Annotated in this window: 19 protein-coding genes and 1 pseudogene; 14 read left to right on the top strand and 6 right to left on the bottom strand. The window is 63.4% G+C overall.

The features are described 5' to 3' along the window. Positions 1-23: 23 nt before the first annotated feature. Both HPY55_13635 and HPY55_13640 read right to left on the bottom strand, forming a co-directional pair. Positions 24-1,751, bottom strand: a complete 1,728-nt coding sequence (locus HPY55_13635; protein ID NPV71662.1) for a DUF1957 domain-containing protein — start codon at positions 1,749-1,751, stop codon at positions 24-26. Further along, entirely contained in the window at positions 1,651-2,334 is a 684-nt protein-coding gene (locus HPY55_13640; protein NPV71663.1) for a DUF4912 domain-containing protein, read from the bottom strand. The genes HPY55_13635 and HPY55_13640 overlap by 101 nt, the downstream gene beginning before the upstream one ends. Before the next feature lie 87 nt (positions 2,335-2,421). Between HPY55_13640 and HPY55_13645 the strand changes: the two genes are divergently transcribed. Together HPY55_13645 and HPY55_13650 are read left to right on the top strand one after the other, a co-directional pair. Continuing rightward, positions 2,422-4,371 (top strand): glycoside hydrolase family 15 protein, encoded by a 1,950-nt coding sequence (locus tag HPY55_13645; GenBank protein ID NPV71664.1) that lies wholly within the window; start codon positions 2,422-2,424, stop codon positions 4,369-4,371. A gap of 121 nt (positions 4,372-4,492) precedes the next feature. After that, complete coding sequence (locus tag HPY55_13650; protein NPV71665.1) at positions 4,493-4,798, top strand: carbohydrate-binding protein; 306 nt, start codon at positions 4,493-4,495, stop codon at positions 4,796-4,798. 40 nt (positions 4,799-4,838) lie between these two features. On the opposite strand, the gene HPY55_13655 is transcribed toward HPY55_13650, so the two are convergent. Together HPY55_13655 and HPY55_13660 are read right to left on the bottom strand one after the other, a co-directional pair. After that, the gene (locus tag HPY55_13655) at positions 4,839-6,116 is read right to left on the bottom strand and encodes an FAD-dependent oxidoreductase (GenBank protein ID NPV71666.1); all 1,278 of its coding nucleotides are present in this window, start codon (positions 6,114-6,116) and stop codon (positions 4,839-4,841) included. A gap of 8 nt (positions 6,117-6,124) precedes the next feature. Then, positions 6,125-7,102: a hypothetical protein gene (locus HPY55_13660; protein ID NPV71667.1), complete on the bottom strand. Its 978-nt coding sequence runs from the start codon at positions 7,100-7,102 to the stop codon at positions 6,125-6,127. Between the two features lie 115 nt (positions 7,103-7,217). Between HPY55_13660 and HPY55_13665 the strand changes: the two genes are divergently transcribed. From HPY55_13665 to HPY55_13700, 8 genes are all read left to right on the top strand, one after another. Continuing rightward, positions 7,218-8,180 carry a GerMN domain-containing protein gene (locus tag HPY55_13665; GenBank protein NPV71668.1) on the top strand — a complete coding sequence of 321 codons (963 nt, stop codon included), beginning with the start codon at positions 7,218-7,220 and terminating at the stop codon, positions 8,178-8,180. A gap of 97 nt (positions 8,181-8,277) precedes the next feature. After that, positions 8,278-9,156 carry a YicC family protein gene (locus HPY55_13670; GenBank protein NPV71669.1) on the top strand — a complete coding sequence of 293 codons (879 nt, stop codon included), beginning with the start codon at positions 8,278-8,280 and terminating at the stop codon, positions 9,154-9,156. Between the two features lie 20 nt (positions 9,157-9,176). Continuing rightward, positions 9,177-9,488, top strand: a complete 312-nt coding sequence (locus tag HPY55_13675; GenBank protein NPV71670.1) for an integration host factor — start codon at positions 9,177-9,179, stop codon at positions 9,486-9,488. A 15-nt stretch (positions 9,489-9,503) separates the two neighbouring features. Further along, positions 9,504-9,773 (top strand): DUF370 domain-containing protein, encoded by a 270-nt coding sequence (locus tag HPY55_13680; GenBank protein NPV71671.1) that lies wholly within the window; start codon positions 9,504-9,506, stop codon positions 9,771-9,773. A gap of 10 nt (positions 9,774-9,783) precedes the next feature. After that, on the top strand, positions 9,784-10,386 hold the full coding sequence (gene gmk / locus HPY55_13685) for a guanylate kinase (protein NPV71672.1): 603 nt from the start codon (positions 9,784-9,786) through the stop codon (positions 10,384-10,386). Between the two features lie 28 nt (positions 10,387-10,414). Beyond that, positions 10,415-10,744 carry a DNA-directed RNA polymerase subunit omega gene (gene rpoZ, locus HPY55_13690; GenBank protein NPV71673.1) on the top strand — a complete coding sequence of 110 codons (330 nt, stop codon included), beginning with the start codon at positions 10,415-10,417 and terminating at the stop codon, positions 10,742-10,744. Positions 10,745-10,801: 57 nt separating this feature from the next. Then, positions 10,802-12,097, top strand: coding sequence for a bifunctional phosphopantothenoylcysteine decarboxylase/phosphopantothenate--cysteine ligase CoaBC (gene coaBC, locus HPY55_13695; GenBank protein ID NPV71674.1), 1,296 nt, complete (start codon positions 10,802-10,804; stop codon positions 12,095-12,097). 208 nt (positions 12,098-12,305) lie between these two features. After that, the gene (locus tag HPY55_13700; protein ID NPV71675.1) at positions 12,306-12,800 is read left to right on the top strand and encodes a DUF3794 domain-containing protein; all 495 of its coding nucleotides are present in this window, start codon (positions 12,306-12,308) and stop codon (positions 12,798-12,800) included. 166 nt (positions 12,801-12,966) lie between these two features. On the opposite strand, the gene HPY55_13705 is transcribed toward HPY55_13700, so the two are convergent. Further along, entirely contained in the window at positions 12,967-13,485 is a 519-nt protein-coding gene (locus tag HPY55_13705; GenBank protein NPV71676.1) for a DUF3794 domain-containing protein, read from the bottom strand. Between the two features lie 216 nt (positions 13,486-13,701). Then, positions 13,702-14,496, bottom strand: coding sequence for a DNA-3-methyladenine glycosylase 2 (locus HPY55_13710; protein ID NPV71677.1), 795 nt, complete (start codon positions 14,494-14,496; stop codon positions 13,702-13,704). Positions 14,497-14,688: 192 nt separating this feature from the next. On the opposite strand from HPY55_13710, the gene priA reads away from it, so the two are divergent. The 4 genes and pseudogenes from priA to HPY55_13730 all read left to right on the top strand — a co-directional run bounded on the left by priA (position 14,689) and on the right by HPY55_13730 (position 19,539). Next, on the top strand, positions 14,689-17,307 hold the full coding sequence (gene priA, locus HPY55_13715; protein ID NPV71678.1) for a primosomal protein N': 2,619 nt from the start codon (positions 14,689-14,691) through the stop codon (positions 17,305-17,307). Positions 17,308-17,381: 74 nt separating this feature from the next. Next, positions 17,382-17,810: pseudogene (gene def / locus HPY55_13720) on the top strand (peptide deformylase). Between the two features lie 69 nt (positions 17,811-17,879). After that, complete coding sequence (locus tag HPY55_13725) at positions 17,880-18,839, top strand: methionyl-tRNA formyltransferase (protein ID NPV71679.1); 960 nt, start codon at positions 17,880-17,882, stop codon at positions 18,837-18,839. A gap of 19 nt (positions 18,840-18,858) precedes the next feature. After that, on the top strand, positions 18,859-19,539 hold the full coding sequence (locus HPY55_13730; GenBank protein ID NPV71680.1) for a zinc metallopeptidase: 681 nt from the start codon (positions 18,859-18,861) through the stop codon (positions 19,537-19,539). The last annotated feature ends 19 nt before the right edge of the window (positions 19,540-19,558 follow it).

Here is a 19,558-nt window from a genome sequence, read left to right on the forward strand (position 1 = left end):
CGGGGCGGCATGGACCGCCACCCCTACCCAAATACCCTGTAATCCATGTCCGGGAATATGTTATCCTTCGCCTCCACCCGCGGCAGCCACCCGTCCTCGTACAGCAGGCCCTCCGCGGCCGGGCCCTCCGATAGACAATCGAATATCTTCGTGAAGCGGCCGAGGTGCCCTGTGAGGCGCTTCACCGCGTACTCGGTCACGGTGCCCGTCTTGAGGATGAAAGGCCAGTCGCTCGCCTGGGCGAGCAGCAGCTCCCGTCCGGCCTGGTTGAGCGCGCGGCGCGTGGGCTCCCCGGCGTCGTGGTACCTCCGCGCCAGTGTCGTCATTCGTTCGGCGGCCTTGTGCAGGTGGCGCCAGATCCAGTCATTGCTGCCCTCCAGCCATACTTCGTTGTATCCCCTGAACCCCCAGCTCGACATCGGTGGCTGGCACGGCTGGTTCACGGGGTACATCGCCAGGTAGTCAGATGGGGTCGCCAGCCGGATCTCGTCCTGAGCGTACGCCGTCTTCCGGATGAGCAACTCGAGCCACTGTATCCCCTCAAACCACCAGTGCCCGAACAGCTCGGCGTCATAAGGACACACGACGATGGGCACGTGGTCCATCGCTTTTGACCAGTATTCGGCCTGCTTCTGCCTGTTGAACATGAAGTTGCCGGCGTGCACGGCCGCGCGCTCTCGCGCTATGTCCGGGACATAGGGCTCCTTGTATCCCGAGTCCTTGCCGGTTATGCGGAAGTACTTGATCCCGGTGTTCGCCCTGGCGCCGTCGCCGGGGAGGTACCGCGAGACGTAATCCCAGTCCAGGTCGTACCCGATATCTCTGTAGAACTCGCGGTAGTTCGGGTCACCGGGATAGCCTTCCTGGGCGCTCCAGACCTGCTTGGAGCTGTCCGTGTCGCGGCCGAACGCGACCACGCCCGATGGGCACTCCACCGGCGCAAAGCACGCGTACCTGGGCCGCGGGGTGGCGTGCAGTACCCCGTGGGACTCGAGGATCACGTATCGCACGCCCAGGCGCGCCAGGTGCTCGTCGTGGCCGGGGCTATAACCGCATTCGGGTAACCAGAAACCCGCGGGCTTTCGCCCAAACACCCGCTCATATAGCCTGACGCCCACTTCCATCTGGGCGCGGACCGCCTCGGGGTTGAGGTCGAGCAGCGGGAGGAACCCGTGGGTCGCGGCGCTGGCCAGGATCTCGATCCGCCCCGCGTCCTGCAACTCGCGGAAAGCGCGGACGAGGTCGGTGTGGTACGTGTCCTCGTAGACCCGCCGCACGCGGAGGAATTGCCTCAAGTACATCTCGGCCAGGGGCCGCAACGTGGCGTCGTGCTCGAGCCGGATGACTTCCCTCTGCGCCAGCTCTATGAGCCTGGCCAGGTGGCGTGAATAACGCCGCCTGAGGAGCGGGTCCATCATCATCGAGAGCAGCGGTGGAGTGAGGGAGATGCTGATCCGGCCCGGGACGCCCTCCGACTCGAGCCGTGTGAGGGCGTCCACGAGCGGGACGTAACACTCCGTCATCCCCTCGAAGAACCACCACTCCTCGCGGAAATCCTCGTGTTCGGGGTGGCGTACGTACGGGAGGTGCGCGTGAAGGATTATACTCACAAGACCTTTAAGCACTTGGCGGCCGCCTTTCCTACCTGTTCTACTTGTTGTTGCCCGTCTTGACGAATTCCGGCGAGCTCGGGCCCGCTCCGCCGTAAAGCCCCGTCCAGCCAATGGGCGGCCATTCCGCCGACATTGCATCCGACACGCCTGCCGGAGGGGTCAACACCACGTTTGACCGCGCCATCGGCACGAACCTGCCCCACCGGCTGAGCCGTCCGATCTCGGCGTAGTAAGTGTGGGCGGGCGTCGCCAGGCCGAGGTACCAGCTATCCGATTGATCGGTGAGCCGGATGTCCTGGTGCATGCGCTGTCCGCCGGTGATGTCGTATAGTCGCAGCACCGGCACCGTCTCCATAAGCTCGACGCCGTCCTCGCGCGAGCGTGCCTGTTGCCACTCTGGCTGGACCTCCCAGTAGGCGTACAGCCAGTTCGGATCGCGAACCATCAATGCGACCCGGTTGTCACCGTACCTTGATGGGACGGAGTACTCGGTTACGGCGGGGGTTGTAACCTGAGGGGCGAGCTCTTCGGCGAACTCCGTGTCCTCAAGGTGTTCCGGCGTGCGTTCGGGCTTGCGGACTGGTCCGCGAACCGGCCTGCCGAGTGGCGGCAGGGGCCTCCGGTCGGGCGAGGCGCGCATGCCAAGACGACCGCGCGCTGAGGCGACGGCGATGAACAGTACGGCGAGCAAAGCGGCCGCGAGCAGAGCAAAGAGCTGCATACTAACCCCCTTCCGGTGAGAGATTGTTTGAGAAAGCCACGTTTTCAATATGGAGTAATCGCGATCCTTTTATACGGGAGGTCTGAGGTGGCAAGAGCGCTAACCCTTGGTAACGGGCGCCTTACCGTCAACTTCGATTCGCGCCTCGTGCTGCGGGAACTCTACTTCCCACACGTTGGAATGTTCAGCCACGTCGAGGGCAGGAGAAACATGATCGGTGTGTGGGAAGGCGGGCGCTTTGCCTGGATCGACGCCGATTCGTGGAACCGGTCGATCCGGTATCGCGAGGACACGATGGTATCGGAGTGCAGGGCCGTCAATCCCGGCCTGGGCGTTGAGCTGAGCATCACCGACTGCGTTCATTATCGCGAAAACATTTTCCTCAGGCGTATCACCGCGCGCAACGCTTCGGCCGCAGCGCGCCAGGTAAGGCTATTCTTTGTAAACGACCTGTGCATCAACGAGTCGGACATCGGGGACACGGCGTACTACGACCCGGACTCCGGCTCGATCGTCCACCACAAGCGCGGGCGCTTCTTCTGCTTCGGCGGCCGCGCCCACGGCGGAGGGTTCAGCCAGTTCACCGTCGGGAAGAAACGGTTCGGTGGCGCGGAGGGGACGTGGCGCGACGCCGAGGACGGCTGCCTCGAGGGCCACAGCGTCTCTCACGGATCGGTCGACAGCACCGTGTCGTTCTGGCTGGACCTCGGACCTTACGTTGAGGCTACGGTACATTACTGGATGTGCGTCGCTGACGGCGCCGCCGAGGCTATGCGGCTGAACGCCCTCGTGACCTCCACCGGGGCGGACGACCTGATCGAGGAGACTGCTACCTACTGGAAACGGTGGCTGGCGCGCGCGCCTCTGAAAAGGTCCGACCTCTCGGATGGGGCCGCGGCGTGCTACCGCCGGAGCCTCCTGCTCACGCGGGCCGCCCTGGACCACGGGGGTGGGGTGCTGGCATCCACCGACCTCGACATCATGATGACCAACCGCGATCATTACAGCTACGTGTGGCCCCGGGACGCCGCGCTGGCCGCGCGATCGCTGGCGCTGGCGGGTTATCCCGAGTGCTCGAGGGCATTCTTGCAGTATGCTGCGCGTACCGTCACCGACCGCGGGTTCTTCTGGCCGAAGTACCACGCCGACGGGACGGTGGGGTCGAGCTGGCACCCCAGAGAGGGGCCGTTCCTCCCGGTCCAGGAGGACGAAACGGGGCTCGTGGCTTTTCTCGCCGGCGAACACCTCCGCCTGTTCGGCGACGTCGAATTCCTTTCGCGTGTTTACAGCGACCTTGTCAAGAGGATTGGTGTGTTTCTGTCGGAGTATAGAGACGACCGCGCCGGACTCCCGCTTCCCAGCCACGACCTGTGGGAGGAGCGCCGCGGGGTTTTCATCTGGACCTGTTCGGCGGTATACGCGGGCTTGAAGGCGGCGGGCGACCTCGCGTCCGTGTTCGAACCGGCGGTCGCGGCGCGGTTCTACCAGGCTGCGGCGGAAGTGGGCCGCGCCGTGCGCTCGAACCTCTACAGCCCGAGGGCGGGACGGTTTGTGCGCGGCTTTCTCCTCGAAAGCGATGGCTCGTGCCGCATCGATCACACGATCGAATCGAGCGCGTATGGAGTCGTGCTGATGGGGGTGCTAAATCCCCTTTCTGACGAATCGATCGCCACGATGAACGCTATCCGGGAGAGCCTGTGGATAAAGACGGGCGTCGGCGGCGTGTGCCGTTATCCCAACGACTGGTACTTCCGGGTAACGCACGATCCCTCGACGCCGGGTAATCCCTGGTTCGTATGCTCGCTCTGGCTCGCTTCGTGGCACATAGCAGCCGCGCGAAGCCTGGACGACCTGGAGTTCCCCAGGACCGTGCTGGAGTGGGCGCCCGCGCACGCCCTGGAGACGGGGATAATGTCCGAGCAACTCCATCCATTTTCGGGCGAACCGCTCTCCGTGGCGCCGCTCACGTGGTCGCACTCGACCTACGTGAACGCGTTCCTCGATTACGAGGCCAAGTGGCTGAAGCTATCAACCTAGCCGGTCTACCGCTCGATCCAACTCATTACACCGTGCGCGCGGGGGACAATACTGATAGGTCCCGGGGAGCGGTCGTTTTCAAGCGATCGCCACCCGGCTAAAAAGGAGGCGGTGTACGCGAATGATAGCCGATGATAGGGTTTGGGTCAGGCCTGTGCCGGCAGTGAAGAACCAGAAGGCCGAGATGGGCTACAAGGGGCTCCTCGCGAACTCGGGCGCCGACGCGGTCTGGGCACACGTCGGGTTCGACGGCTGGAAGAACATCCATACGATACCGATGATGAAACGAGGAGACGGTAGCTTCACCTGCGACATCACCTGCCAGGGCGACCGGCAGATGAACTTCTGCTTCAAGGACTCGGCGAATCACTGGGATAACAACAGCGGGTGGAACTGGTCCTGCGACATCAAGTCAAACCACTCGTGACAGGCCTGAACTGAACGGGGGAGGGAGAGAGACCGGTGCCTCAGGCGACCGGTCTCTCGAACACCCCTTCAAGCCCCTCAGCTCGCACGCGCGCACCGATCTCCTCGCGGTCCGTCGTGTAAAGTCCCCTCTGTTTCATGCGCTCGAAGAAGCTCGCTCCGGCAAACGTGAGCGTTCGCGGGAAGCCGCTCGAACCCGCAAGCTCATCCTGCGCCATGGCGATGAAATCGCCGATCGCCGTATTCCTTCCGAGTACCAGCAGTCCCTTGCCTGCGGCGCGGGCCGCCGCGTTCCTGCCTGCCAGCGCCCCGGTAACGATCGCCTCGGTGTGACCGACGTACGGCCCCGACTTTTCCCCGCAGCAGAACAGGTTCTCCAGGGCCCCCACCCGGAGCGACTGGTCGCGCTCGGCTATGCACGTATACCTTATGGAGTTGCCCTTGCCCCCCGCCAGCGGTTCCGCGTACCTTGCCCGCTCGAAACCCGGTATCGTCCTCAGGTCGTCGAGCGGGAAGTAGGGGGACATCAGTTTGCCGTACCCGTTGTCCAGGATTATGAGGTTCTCGGCGTACGGCCCGAGCGCATACTGCTGGCACGCCTTGCTCGCGAGTTTGGACCTGTTGATGAGTTCTTCGGGCAGGGGGACGACCACGACCCCATCGCGGTCGAGCGTCTTGACGATGTCAGCAGCCAGCGAGCCCTTGACCAGGTCGCAAGACCCGCTGAACACCCCGGGCTCCGGCCTCTGCCCGGTTACGGCGAACTCCCTGGCCCCGGAGAGGCGAGCGAGCCCCTGTCTGGGTCCGAAGCTGGGGCAGCGGAATATGCACATCGCGCAGCCATTGCCGTACTTGGCGCACGAACCCATCGGGCCGGCGCTGCCGGTAGCGTCCACGAACGCGCCCGCCTCCCAGGCCTCGCCGTCGGCTGTCGCGACCGACCTGACGTTCTCGCCGTCTACCTTGACCGAGATGATCCTGCACTGGGTGAAGACCTGAACACCCGCGGCGGAGAGTGCCTGCCTGACCGCCGGCTCGATACGCGTGACGTCGTACAGGCTCGCGTGCTTGTGGCCGGGGAACTCTATTCCGCGGTGACGGGAGTTGTCGTCAGCCACTGCGAACAGGTCGCCCGCCCCCATCGCCGCCGCCTCTTCCGCCGCGGTGTACCTCCCGTTGTTGCGCATGATCCCGCCAGAGAGGCCGGCCCCTAGGAGCATGTCGGTCCTCTCCAGGAGCGTCGCCCGCGCCCCGGCCTTCGCTGCCGCGAGCGCCGCCGAGCACCCGGCCCAGCCGCCCCCGACAACCACGACCTGCAATTCCCCTGTCATGGGCTATGTTCACCCCCTGTAGAAAAGGCGACGTCTTCCGGATTGACCGCGGCCTTGCACGCCCTCGTCCATAGGCTGGACTTCGTGGAAATGCCGCAACCCCCGCACACACCGTCTCCGCAGCACATCACCGAGTTGTTCGATGCGGTGAGCTTCGCTCCGGAGCCGGCCTCGCGGATGGCTGCCAGCAGCGCCCGGTGCTGCGAGTCCGGGCCGGAGCTGTGAACCAGGTCGAAGCCGCCCTCTCTGATGAGCCCTACGAGTGTCTTCACCTGGTCGGGACCTGCCCCAGGGGACTCCACCACCGGAACCCCAAGGCGCCGCATGTCCGGCTTGGCAAACACCCCGTCCACCAGGTCTCCAGACGCCAGCGCTGCGGTTACGCGGTTGTTCTTCCTCAACAGGTAGGACGCAACATGGACCGCCGGTCCCTGGCCGATGCCCCTCGCGACGACCAGCGCGTGCGAATTCCGGAGCCGCCTCAGCCGCTGCGACCCCAGCACGCCGTTCCAGTACGGCCCCCTTGCCAGCAGAAAATCCCTTGACCTGTCGAGCGCCTTTGTCTTCGGACCCATGACCTGCACGGCGAACCTGGCGCTTTCCCAGTCGACGTCCATTACCGAAATCGGCGCATTGAAACACTGCCGGGTGCCCGGGGGGCGCAGGAATAGAAAAGCCCCCGGCTCACTCAACTCGTTTACGAGGTTGCGGGGGACGCCCAGCGTAAATACGGTTAGTCTACCGCTTCTGAAGACGTCCTTTATGGCCATCTCATACTCGGGCCTGGGTGGGAGGGGTCGTTTCCCGGCCCAGAGGTATTCCGAGTAGACGCACACACCGGACCACGCGCAGTCGCACAGCGCCTCGCCCCTTAGTAGGGAGCAAGTTATGCATTCCCCCAGATCGGCCAGTACGCAGGGGCAGAACTGGGAACCTGCGTCGCTGCAAACCGAGGTGCCCTGACTGGAAGACAAAGCCACACCCCCCTCTGCGTGCTCCCACCCTAACCTATGTCTCTACCGTTGACCCTGTTACAGCGTGCCTGTTGGGCATATACATTCAGAGACGCGACGTTGGAGGAGTGCCACAATGAGAAGCCGCACGGCCTCAAGGACGGCCGCAGGACTGGTCACGCTGATCTCTCTGATCACGTTGTTCGCGCTGATACCCACGGTCAGGGGATGCGCCCCCGCGCTCAGGGCGTGGAGAAAGAAGCAGCCAACCAGTCAGACAGTCATCCACCTGGCGACGGAAGACCTCAAGTACCTGGTCCCCGTCACAGTGGAACTTCCCAAGGGGGATGCCATGGCCGATGCGGCAAGGCTTGTCATTGAGTGGGAAGGGGCCGGGCCGCTCCGGTCGCCATTCCCGCCGGGTAGTCGCTTCAAGTCGCTCAAGACCGACGGCTCGTCGGCCGTGGTTCGCGTGGCGGTCCCGCCGGGTGTTCCCGGTTCGGAGAGCCTTCCCCCTGGTGGAGCCCCCCTCGACCGGCTGGCTGCGGATGCTTTGTTCTGGACGCTGACGGGGTTTGACGGCGTGCGACATATAACCGTTGAGGGCCTGGGCAGTCCCGTCTCGTCGCCGCGCCCGGCATTCGTCAACCACGATGGTTCGCCGCCTGTGGAGGCCAGCATGAAGGTGGTGTTGTGGTTCGGTTACAGGGGCGCTTACCTGGTCCCGGTCACCCGGTTTGTCCCCAGGACCCTCAACCCTCACAAGAGCGCCATAGAGCACCTGCTTGCAGGTCCACCCCGGGATGGGGCGCTCGAGAAGACGATCCCCGATGGGGTGAAGGTGCTGAGTGTGACCCTGAAAAGCGGTGTGTGCACTGTAGACCTGTCGGATGAGTTAGCGAAGGTGCGTGCGGAGGGAGAGCAGGCCGAGCGAATGGTGATCCAGTCGATTGCGCTCACGCTGACCGAATTCATCGACGTGTCCTCTGTCGAATTGGCGTTGGCGGGGAAAAGGGGCGGGACGCTGGGCAATTATACCGCATCCGGCAGGCCGTTGAGCAGGCCCGTTATTAATCCCCTGCCAGCGAGGCCAAACTAGTGTTGGCTTTCGCAGGAATTTGGCAGCTTGAGGGCGAATGGAGGCAGGCGGTGAAGCCGGGTTGTATCAGTGCCGGAAAAGGCGGGGGAATCGGTTCGTGGCCAGAAGCATGACCGGATTTGGTAGAGGCAATTCCGATGGGCCACGTTACCGCGTCCGGGTGGAAATCAAGGCGGTCAACCACCGGTACCTGGAGGTGGCGCCGAGGATCCCGAGGGTGGCTGCCTCTCTCGAAGACAGGCTCCGGAAGGCGGTACAGGCGAGGGTCGAGCGTGGGCGGTTCGACGTGTTCGTCGATGTGAATCCCGCGGAAGACGCGGGCAAGCAGGTAAAGGTTGACAAGGCCCTGGCATTGGCATATTATAGTGCATTGAAGGATATGCAGGATGAACTGGGAATATCCGGAAGTGTCGAGGTTTCGTTGCTGGCCGGACTCCCGGGGGTATTGAGCCAGGCTGAGGCCGAGGAAGATTCGGCGCTTCTCTGGCAGTCTCTCGAACGGGCGTTGGAGGCCGGACTCGATGGCATTATCGCAATGCGTGAGAGAGAAGGAGAAACGCTCAGCCGGGACATAATCTCGAGGATCGATAAAGTTGGCGCGCTCGTCTCGGAGATCAAGGCGAGGGCGCCTGTCATGGTGGAGCAATACCGGCGTAAGCTCGACAGCCGAATCAAGGAACTTCTCCCCTCCGATGCTCTTGACGAAATGCGCTTGGCTATGGAAGTGGCCTTATACGCGGACAGGGTCAACATCGACGAAGAAATCGTCCGCATAACAAGTCACCTTGAACAGCTGAAAGACGCCTTGAGAACGGACGGTGCGGTTGGCCGGAAGATGGATTTCATCCTCCAGGAAATCAACCGTGAGATAAACACAATCGGCTCCAAGGCGGCCGACACGCACGTCGGAAGCGTAGTAGTCGAGGTCAAGAGCGAACTCGAGAAGATCAGGGAACAGGTCCAAAACATCGAGTAGGAAAAGGGGAGGGGACTGTAGTGGCTTTACCGGAGTTGACGGCTAAGGAGAAGAAGGCAGCGCTTGAGAAAGCCCAGGTCATGAGGAAGAAGCGCAGTGAACTGCGCGCCGCCCTCAAGAAGGGGACGGTCGACTTCGGCAAGGTGCTGGATGGGGACGACGAGATTACCGCAAGGATGAGGGTGGCCTACTTGCTCAAGTCTTTGCCGAGGGTAGGCAAGGTAAAAGCCCAGAAGATCATGGAGGAAGTCGGCATCGACGAGTCAAGGCGTGTGCAGGGTCTCGGCAAGCGCCAGAAGGAAGCGCTACTCGCGAGGCTCGGCAAGAAGTAATTGGGAGGTAGGCGGATGGACATCAAGTTGATCAACATTGGTTTCGGTAACATCGTCTCGGCAAACAGGATCGTGGCCATCGTAAGCCCCGAATCCGCCCCCATAAAGAGGATTATCACCGAGGCGCGTGACCGGGGGATGTTGATCGACGCCACGTACGGCCGCCGTACAAGGGCCGTCATTATAACGGACAGCGACCACGTGATCCTGTCCGCAGTCCAGCCGGAAACCGTCGCAAACAGGCTATCCAGCAAGGAACCAGAAGACATAGTCGAAGAAGAGTAGGCGGTAGGGGATGTGTGACGCAGGATCCGGTGAGGGCCTGCTCGTGGTGATGTCCGCTCCGTCTGGCGCTGGGAAGGGCACGCTTCGTCGTGCCCTTATTGATGACCATCCGGAGATAGTGTTCTGCCCATCAGTCACCACCAGGCAGGCTCGCCCCGGCGAAAGGGATGGCGTGGACTATCACTTCGTCGGTGTGAGCGAATTCGAGGAGATGGTGGTCGCCGGCCGTTTCGCCGAATGGGCGCGCGTGTACGGCAACCTCTACGGAACCCCGAGGGAGACGCTGGACAACTTGCTGGCGAGCGGGGTGACCGTGCTGGTGGAGAAGGACGTGCAGGGCGCCATCGCTCTCAAGAGGCTCTACCCGGAAGGCATCTACGTGTTCGTGCTACCCCCGTCCTTTGAGGAGCTCAAGAGAAGGATGAGGGCGAGGGGCACGGAGACGGAGGCGGACGTCGAGAGGCGGCTGGAATCATACCCGGGCGAATTGCAGTACGTAGGGCAATACGACTACGTCATCGTGAACGAGGACCTCGGGCGCGCAAAAAAGGACCTCGAGGCGATAATACTCGGTGAGAGGGCCCGGAGGTGCGGCTGTCGTGCCGGGTCCTGAGGGTTGTAAGGAGGTTAAGGGTCACTCAATGCTTTACCCGTCTTTGGACACACTCATGAGGATGGTAGATTCAAAGTACACTCTCGTGGTTACCGCCGCCAAAAGAGCGCGGGAAATCACCGAGGGCAAAACGTATATCGAGGACATCGGCTCGGTCAAGCCGGTCACGATTGCGTTGCACGAGATCGCGGAGGGACGCGTGACCTACGAGAGGGTCCGGGCCGCCGGAGGCCATTCGGCGGTTGCTCTGGCATCAGAGCCGGCGCCGGAGCCCGCAACTGAGCCGGAGTCCGCCGAGCCGGTCGGGGATACTGGTCCGGAGCCAGGCCCAGAGCAAGGTTCGGAGCAGGGGTCGTAACGGCGCCTGTAATCAGGCTACCCGCCTGATCCGGCGTATTCATCCGGGGTGATTCAAGTGCTTGAAGGGCGACGCGTCGGCCTTGGGGTCAGCGGGGGAATCGCGGCGTACAAGGCGCTCGACCTGTGCAGCCGTCTCAGGCAGATGGGCGCGGAAGTCCAGGTGGTGATGACTGAGAACGCGACCAGGCTTATCGCGCCTCTCGCGTTTCAGACGCTGTCCGGGAACCCCGTCATCCACGCGATGTTCGATGAACCCGCCCGCTGGAACGTCGAGCACATCGCGTTCGCACAGTGGGTCGAGGTGATGGTCGTCGCGCCCGCCACAGCCAACGTGATCGGGAAGGTCGCGGCGGGGATCGCCGACGACTTCCTGACCACCTCGATCATGGCTACCAGGGCGAAGGTGCTGTTTGCGCCGGCCATGAACTCGGCGATGTACGAGAACCCCATCGTGCAGTCGAACATCGAGAGGCTTCGTTCGCTGGGCTACGAGTTCATCGAGCCCGAGAGCGGCTGGCTGGCGTGCGGCGAGTCCGGCAAGGGCCGCCTGGCGCCGGTGGAGGACATCGTTGACAGGATCGTGCGGGTGCTCGGCGCCGGCGCCGCCGCCGGCGGGGACGCTGTGGCCGGCGGTACGAAGGGAGCGACTGCGCCGGCGGGGACTGTGGCGACTGGTGTCCCGGTGGTGGCCGCAGACCTGCGCGGCAAGACGGTCATGGTGACCGCGGGGCCTACGAGGGAGTACTTCGACCCCGTGAGGTATATATCCAACCCATCCTCCGGCAAGATGGGCTTCGAGATCGCCCGCGAGGCCCGCGACCGCGGCGCACGCGTCATCCTCGTGAGCGGCCCCGTGTCACTGGAGCCGCCCGCCGGTGTCGAGTACATCCCCGTCGTCACCACTGCGGAAATGAGGGACGCGGTGATCTCGCGGCTGGAATCCTGCGACGCCCTAATCAAGTCAGCGGCCGTGTGCGACTACCGGCCGGCCGTCATACACGACAAGAAGATCAAGAAGGACGGGCGCGGCCTGGACATTCACTTTGAGCCCAACCCCGATATCCTCTTCGAGGCAGGACAAAGAAAGGGTCGCACGATACTTGTGGGGTTCGCCGCGGAGACGGATAACCTCGTCCCCAACGCCGTGGCGAAGATACGCAAGAAGAACCTCGACCTCATCGTGGTCAACGACGTCACTCAACAGGGCGCCGGCTTCGGCACGGACACCAACGCCGCCAAGATCATCGACCCCGAGGGTAATGTACACGAAGTGTCGCTCACCTCGAAGCGGGAGATGGCGCGGATCATCGTCGACCGCGTGGCCGGTCTGCTAAAAACCTGCGGAGAATGATCGGGGCCTACCTTGTCATCCCACCGATACCCGAGCGTCGTGGGCTTGCCCATGCATGTGACCTTCCTGCTGCCGGGCCGGTTCACCCGCTTTACTTACCACATCGGACGCCACTTCTTGTCTTTGGACCGCCGGGGAAAACCGTTGCACATCGGATTGACATAAGTCATAAGATATGGTGACCCCAGGGAGAAAGGAGGTCAAGACAATGGCGAAGGTTCAGATCGTTGGACTCGCAGACCCCGCGACTTATCCCGTCGCTCCAACCATGTTCACCCAGATTGCCCTAGTTGACACGCTGGTTGCCTCTGAGTTGAAGCCCCCGATAGAACAGCTGATCACGGTCTTCATCGATGTGTCCATTGATTCGGTGCGCATAGTCCAGACGCCGATAGGGACCTCACTAGGTGGGCAGATCCTGTTGGGGGCCAAGGCGGTCATCGAAGGGACGGTCAACCAGAAGATGACGTATGTCGCGGCGGCGCCCGATCAACCGGTCCACGCCTTCGAGGGAACCATCCCGTTCAGTACTTTCATAGTGGTTCCCCCGACGGTTGGTGGCATACCCATCGTGGACCTGTTGGGTGCGATCAAGGTAACCCCATTTATTGAGGACGTGTTCGTAAATGTCACCTCGCCCAGGTCGGTATTCAAAAATGTCATTCTGTTCTTGAATCTGACGATTGCCACTCCGCTGCCCTGACGGGCGTCGAGATTGGTAATGAGGCGAGAATGAGATAGCAAAAACCCGTCGCCTGTGGGGGAGAGCCGGCATTCGCGCCCGCCCCCTCCCCCACACACTCGGAGAGACCCCATTTTCGGTCGATCCATCGAGGGAAGTGTTCGGTCCCTGGAACCGATAGGCCGGCCTAAGACTGTCTCGGCTTATGGGGTTGGGATAACAAGTTGGTTATGGAGACGTCCAGGAACAGGATAATGTTCTTGAAGATTTTTCTCGGCGAGACTACATCGACAAAGACGTCCTCAACAAACGGCGTTACCTTGAATGCTTTTAGTAGATCATTAACGGGCACACAGTTCACCGATGGTGGGATGACTACGAATGTGCTGAATGGTACGGAACCTTCGACCGCGTGGACGGGTTGGTCTGGCTCGGAGGCCACGTAAGTGATTTTCTCGTCAATGTTTCCCTCGACCACCAGTTTACAGCCGGTCAACCGCAATCCGGAAACGGATGTTCCTACCGGGGTTTGGATTATTCTAGTCGATTTCAATGTGACATCCAGCAACACGCTGACGAGCTGCTCTATCGGAGGCTTGGGTTCAGGGACGTCTACTGTATCCATCACGGCGATCTCGGTGAACATCGTGGGAGCGATGGGGAACGACTCCGGGTCGGCCAGGCCGACGATCTGAACGTTCAACATGCATCCATCCCCTCCTGGCATGCTGCCACTCGCATAATATGAGCGTTGCCTGGAAGTGGTGCACGAACGACCTGAGCTCGTTATGTCGCGGTTCTGCGCTTCGCTGCAGGACTGCTGTGTCCTTAAAGGGCGCCTCTTTCGGTGGCCGACTCATCTGAGTGAGGCAGGGTGGGTGGTTTTGCTGCTGAGGCCCGTCGAACGGGCCCAGTGGAACACTCACGCCTGTATTATGCCGGCGTAGGGTCCGAAGTTCTGCACGGCCCACGAGCGGGCCTGCTCTGGCCGGAGGCTTCGCCCGGAAAAGAACAGTGCCTCGACCACACGCAGGATCCACACGTCCACGGGAACGACCTCGTATTTCTGCAGACCATACAGGAGTACGCAGTCGGCAACCTTCCCGCCGACACCGGGCACTCCCATAAGCGTGCGCCGTGCTTCTTCGACTGGCAGGCGGCGCAACCCCTCGAGGTCGAGATCACCTGAATCCACCATTCGCGCCGCGGCGCGCAGGTAGGGCGCGCGGTAACCGAGGCCGGCGCGCCTGAGATCCTCGTCGCTGGCCACGGCAAGGCGACGGGATGACGGGAATGCCCCCATGGGCGAGCACATCGAGCAGACATTGCCCACACACCGCGTGATGCGGGGGACGTTGTTGTTCTGGGAGACTATGAAGCAGACCAGCGCCTCCCACGGGTCCTGTCGTAGAACCCTCAGCCCTCGCGAGAACTCCAGCGCCGGTCTCAATTCGGGTAAACGGTCTGCGACATCCGTCCTGATTGCCTCGTAGTCCCTGTCGAGATCGAGGTAGCGGCACACGCTCACCGCAGTGTGGCCGGCGTCTTGGCTGTCGTGCCGTATGATGAGGCCCGGACCTTCCTGCTTGAGTTGCACCGCCATGTTATCGATGTAACCAGAGAACCAGTCGCCACCCTGCGACCACCGGAAGGCCTGGCCGGACAGCAGCGTGGCAGGCAGATTGAGGTCGGAAACCGTGATCCTGGTCTCGGCCAAGGCGGACAGACCACTCCATTCTGCGGTGGGATTCCCGCGCGGACGGCGCGGGAAGGCCGCGGGCCGGCCGCGCGCGTGCCCGGCTCGCGAGTGCCTGCAAGGCGCGCGACACGCGGCGTTCTTTCAGTCGATCATAGGAAAATGGGCGGGCGGTGTCAAACACCGTCGGCATGAGCCAAGGACGGTGACGCATTGGAAACGCAGCGCCTCGTCGAGGTAGCCGTAGATATAAGGTCCCAGAGCTTCTGGGGGACGTACACATATTCAGTGCCGGGGTCGCTCGAGGGCCGTGTGACGCCGGGGTCTGTCGTCGTCGTGCCTTTTGGTTCGCGCAGGGTCAGGGGGTTCGTCGTACGATATTCGGATCTCACGCAGGCGGTTCAGCCACCGCAAACGCATGGCACGCGACACACGCCTCCGCTCGAGGGCGAGCCCCGCAGCGGGACCATGCAGGTCGCCGGCCACCAGATCAAGGGCATCATCAGCGTGGTTGAGCCGAATCCCGCGCTAGGCCCGGAGATGATGGGACTCGCCCAGGCAGTTGCCGCCGAATACTGTAGCCCCGTCCAGATGGCGCTCCGCGCCATGCTCCCGCCGGCCATGGCCGGGCAGAGCCGCAGGCTCGTCGGGCTGGCGGTAGACGAGGCGGGCGTGGAAGCCCTGTCGGGGCCGTTGACGCCCGCGGAGGCGAGCGTCGTGGACCTCCTGGTGGACGAGGGTGAGCGAACGCCCGCCGAACTCGCCGAGGCGACGGGGCTCCGCGACATCGAGAGGGTGCTGAGGACGCTCAGGGTGCGGGGAATCGTCCGCGTCGAGACGGTGTTCAAGGCGCCACGCGGGGTAAGGATGGCCTGGGAGGCCTCACTCGCGCGCGAGGTAACCCAGGAGGAACTCAGCGTACTATCGGGTTCTGCGCCGCGCCGCGCGGAGCTCTTGAAGGTGCTTATAGCCGAAGGGCGGCCCATGGCGGCCGCGGAGGCGGTGAGGAGGTCGGGAGCTGGGCAGTCGAGTTTGAAGGCTCTCGAGAAGGCGGGCCTCGTCAGGCTCGAGCGCGTGCGGGCGAGTACGATGACGGGCACGGTGGCGGGCGCCATACTGGGCGCGTCGGTGGGCGGGGTATCGCCCGGCTCGGCAGCAGCCGCGGCCACCGGCGGGCCGGCGCCTGGCCACTCGATGACGGGACGCCTCTACCGCCCGCAGCCGCTTGGTGAGGCTCACGAACGGGTGGCGGCGGAACTCATCCAGCAGGTGCGCGACGGTGGGCGGGCTGTCCTGCTTGTGGGCGGCACGGCCGCGGAGAGGACCGGCGTCTATGCTGCGATAGTGGATCAACTGGCGCGCGGCGGCCGGAACGCGATCGTCCTGGTCCCGGAGATAGCGCTGACTCCCAGGCGCAGGCTGGAACTGTCGTCGAGGTTCGCGGGCAGCGTCGTCATGCTACATAGCGGCCTGCCCGCGGGGGAACGATACGCTCACTGGAAACGAATAGCAGAAGGCGACGTCGACGTGGTCGTCGGCACGAGGTCCGCGGTGTTCGCACCGGTGCCGCGCCTGGCTGCCATCATAGTTGACGACGAGCATCACGAGGGATACAAGCAGACCGAGGGGAGCCCGAGGTACAACGCGCGGGACGTGGCGCTCATGAGGAGTATGCGGCAGGGCGGTACGGTCATCCTGGGCAGTGCGACCCCGTCGGTGGAGTCGTACTATCACGCTTCCAACGGGGCCTATGGGATACTCCAAGTGCCCGAATCCAGCGTTCACCTCCGCCCGGCGTGCCATACTGTCGACATGAGGGAGGAACTGAAGCGCGGCAACAGGTCCCTACTGTCGCTCAAGCTCCAGGACGAGGTTCACTCGGCCCTGTCGAGCGACAAGCGCGCTGTCCTGTTTCTGAACAGGAGGGGCTTCTCGTCGTTCGTTCTCTGCAGGGAATGCGGTTTTAGCCTGCGCTGCCCCAACTGTGACGTGACGTACACGTACCACCGCCCGGGGGTGCTGAAGTGCCACTACTGCGGCCACGAGGAACCTGCCCCTGACGTCTGCCCGAAGTGCGGCGGGAGGCGGGTGCGCCCCTTCGGGGCGGGCACGCAGCGGGTCGAGGAAGAGGTCCGCAGGCTCTTCCCGGACGCGCGCGTGGTCAGGGTCGACCTCGACACGGCTTCGCGCAGGTCGTCGTACGATGCGCTTGTCAGGGGATTCGCGGAAGGCAAGGCAAACGTCCTGGTCTGTACGCAGATGGTCCTCGGAGATGAGGGCCTCCCGCACGCCGCAGTGGCCGGCGTACTCTCGGCCGACCTCACGCTGAACCTGCCGGACTTCCGTTCGGCGGAGCGTACGTACCAGCTCCTCTCCCAGGTGATAGCGATCTCGGGCGGGCCGGAGAGTGGCGTCGCAGTCATACAGTCGTACGACCCATCACACTACTGTATACAGGCGGCCTGCACGGGCGATTACCGATCGTTCTATACGTCCGAGATCGAGGGCAGGCGCGAATCCGGCTACCCGCCATTCGGTCACCTTGCGAATGTCGTGATATGGAGCCCCGGCGATGCCGTGGCCAGGGCGCTGGCGAAGGATGCCGCTAGACACCTTCGGACGCATGGCGGCGGGGGTTTCGAGTTACTCGGGCCGGGCCCCGCGCCATTCCCAAAGCTGAGAGGGTGGTCCAGGTGGCAGATGCTCATGAAAGGGCCGTCGAGGATCGTGCTGGCTGAGGCGGCGAGGGGCCTATCGCAGGCGCTCGAACGAAAGGTGCGCGCCGCGAGATCGAGGCTCACGGTAGACGTCGACCCGGTGTCGATGCTATAGTGTGGGCGGTGAAACCGGGAGGAATCAGGGGCGCGAGTTGACTTTTCTGCCAGGAAGGGCACAGGAGGGCGTAGATGCCGCTTCTTGACATCAGGAAAGATGGGGACCCCGTGCTTCGAGTCAAGACGAAGCCGGTCAAGAATCTGAACGCCTCAACGAGAAATCTAATCGAGGACATGGTGGACACCATGCGCTCGGCCCGCGGCGTGGGCCTTGCCGCCCCCCAGGTGGGCGTCTCCAAGAGGATAATAGTGATCGAGACCGACGAGGCCCTCTACGAGTTCGTCAACCCGGAGATCACGTCGGAAGATGGGTCTGAGACCGCCATAGAAGGGTGCCTGAGTGTGCCCGGGGTCGTCGGCGAAGTCGAGCGGGCGGCGAAGGTACGGGTCAAGGGACTCGACAGGGATGGCAGGACCGTGTGGGTGGACAGCGAGGGGCTGCTTGCCCGCGTGCTCCAGCACGAGATCGACCATCTCGAGGGCCTGCTGTTCACCGACAAGGCCTCAGCCACGTACGAAACCAGGCCCGACCCCGAACTCGCATCGGCGAGGCGGCTCAGAGTGGTGTTCATGGGGACCCCCGATTTCGCGGTCCCATCGTTGATAGCGGTGCTACGCGACGCGCACGAGATACTGGCCGTGGTCACGCGCCCTGACAGGCCGCGCGGTCGCGGGCTGGAACTGTCGCCGTCGCCGGTCAAACAGTCGGCGGTCAAGCACAGGTTCCCGGTGGTGCAGCCGTCGACGTGCAGGTCCCCTCAGTTCGTCGAGTGGCTCAGGGACGTGAAACCCGACGTGATCGTCGTCGTGGCCTTCGGCCAGATACTCCCACGCGAGGTGCTGGAGATCCCCTCGCTGGGGTGCATAAACGTGCACGCGTCGCTCCTCCCGAAATACCGCGGCGCGGCGCCCATCAACTGGGCTCTCATAAGGGGCGAGCGGGTTACGGGAGTCACCACGATGTACATGTCGGAACGCCTTGACGCGGGCGACGTCATACTGCAGAAAGAGGTCGCGGTCTCGCCCGACGACAACGCGGGGACGCTTCACGACAAGTTGAAGCATGAGGGTGCGGATCTGCTGACCGTGACCCTCCGGCTCCTGGGCGCGGGAAAGGCGCCGCGCGCCCCGCAGGACGAGTCGCAGGCGACATTCGCTCCATCATTGACTTCCAAAGACGAGGTGATAGACTGGAACCGGCCTGCCGGGGACATCCGGAACCACGTGCGCGGCATGAGCCCCTGGCCGGGGGCGCATACTGTCAAGGATGGCAGGAAGATCAAGGTGCTGGCCGCCACCGTCCTGGATTCCGCGGGGACCGAGATTCATCACTTATTGAGGCGTCAGCCTGAGGGGGCCGGGCGCGCGGGCCTCGTACTCGCGGCCGACGAGACAAACGGCCTCGTCGTGCAGGCGGGGGAAGGGCTCGTACGCCTGGACGAGGTACAACCCGAGGGTGGGCGCAGGATGCCGGCGGCGGACTACCTGAGGGGCGCGCGACTGGCCCCTGGGGATGTCCTCGGAAGATAAACCTCACGGAGGGATCGGGATGTTCTTCGATAGTGCGTACATCATGCTGGTGCTCCCGGCTCTCTTGTTCGCGCTGTATGCGCAATCAAGGGTCAGGGGCGCGTTCGGACGCTACTCCAGGTATCGCGCTACCAGCGGCAAGACGGGCGGCGAGGTTGCCTCGGAGCTCCTCAGGTCGGCGAGGCTGGACGACGTTCGTGTGGAGAGGATTCAATCGTCCCTGGGCGACCACTACGACCCGCGCACGCGCGTGCTGAGGTTGTCACCGCAGGTGCACGACAGCCCGTCTGTCGCCGCGCTCGGGGTGGCCGCGCACGAGGTCGGTCACGCGCTACAGCACGACCTCGGCTACACTCCACTGGCGATAAGGAACACGGTGCTTCCCGTGGCCCAGCTCGGGTCGAACGCGGCGTGGCCACTGTTCCTGCTGGGGTTCCTTTTCAGGATCCCCGCGCTGATGGACCTCGGGATACTGTTCTTCTTCGCCGCGGTGCTGTTCCAGGTAGTCACACTGCCGGTCGAGTACAACGCGTCCAGCAGGGCCATGGCGTTGCTGGCCGGCGGCGGCTACATCTCCACGGCGGATGCGAGGCCGGTGCGCGAGGTGCTCAACGCGGCGGCGCTGACCTACGTGGCTGCCACGGCGATGGCGGTGGCTCAGCTTGCGAGGCTGTTGATCCTCCGCAACCGTAGAGACTAGGTTCAGACCTCGAGGATTG

It is taken from the genome of Bacillota bacterium (assembly GCA_013178305.1).
In the GTDB taxonomy this organism is placed as follows: Bacteria; Bacillota; Sulfobacillia; order JABLXB01; family JABLXB01; genus JABLXB01.

Bases quoted from the DNA above. Each gene is read 5' to 3' on its own strand.
- HPY55_13635 (NPV71662.1), bottom strand. From the start codon at position 1,751: ATGCAATGTCGGCGGAATGGCCGCCCATTGGCTGGACGGGGCTTTACG.
- HPY55_13640 (NPV71663.1), bottom strand. From the start codon at position 2,334: ATGCAGCTCTTTGCTCTGCTCGCGGCCGCTTTGCTCGCCGTACTGTTC.
- HPY55_13650 (NPV71665.1), top strand. From the start codon at position 4,493: ATGATAGCCGATGATAGGGTTTGGGTCAGGCCTGTGCCGGCAGTGAAG.
- HPY55_13665 (NPV71668.1), top strand. From the start codon at position 7,218: ATGAGAAGCCGCACGGCCTCAAGGACGGCCGCAGGACTGGTCACGCTG.
- HPY55_13680 (NPV71671.1), top strand. From the start codon at position 9,504: ATGGACATCAAGTTGATCAACATTGGTTTCGGTAACATCGTCTCGGCA.
- gmk (NPV71672.1), top strand. From the start codon at position 9,784: ATGTGTGACGCAGGATCCGGTGAGGGCCTGCTCGTGGTGATGTCCGCT.
- rpoZ (NPV71673.1), top strand. From the start codon at position 10,415: ATGCTTTACCCGTCTTTGGACACACTCATGAGGATGGTAGATTCAAAG.
- HPY55_13700 (NPV71675.1), top strand. From the start codon at position 12,306: ATGGCGAAGGTTCAGATCGTTGGACTCGCAGACCCCGCGACTTATCCC.
- HPY55_13705 (NPV71676.1), bottom strand. From the start codon at position 13,485: ATGTTGAACGTTCAGATCGTCGGCCTGGCCGACCCGGAGTCGTTCCCC.
- HPY55_13725 (NPV71679.1), top strand. From the start codon at position 17,880: ATGGGGACCCCCGATTTCGCGGTCCCATCGTTGATAGCGGTGCTACGC.
- HPY55_13730 (NPV71680.1), top strand. From the start codon at position 18,859: ATGTTCTTCGATAGTGCGTACATCATGCTGGTGCTCCCGGCTCTCTTG.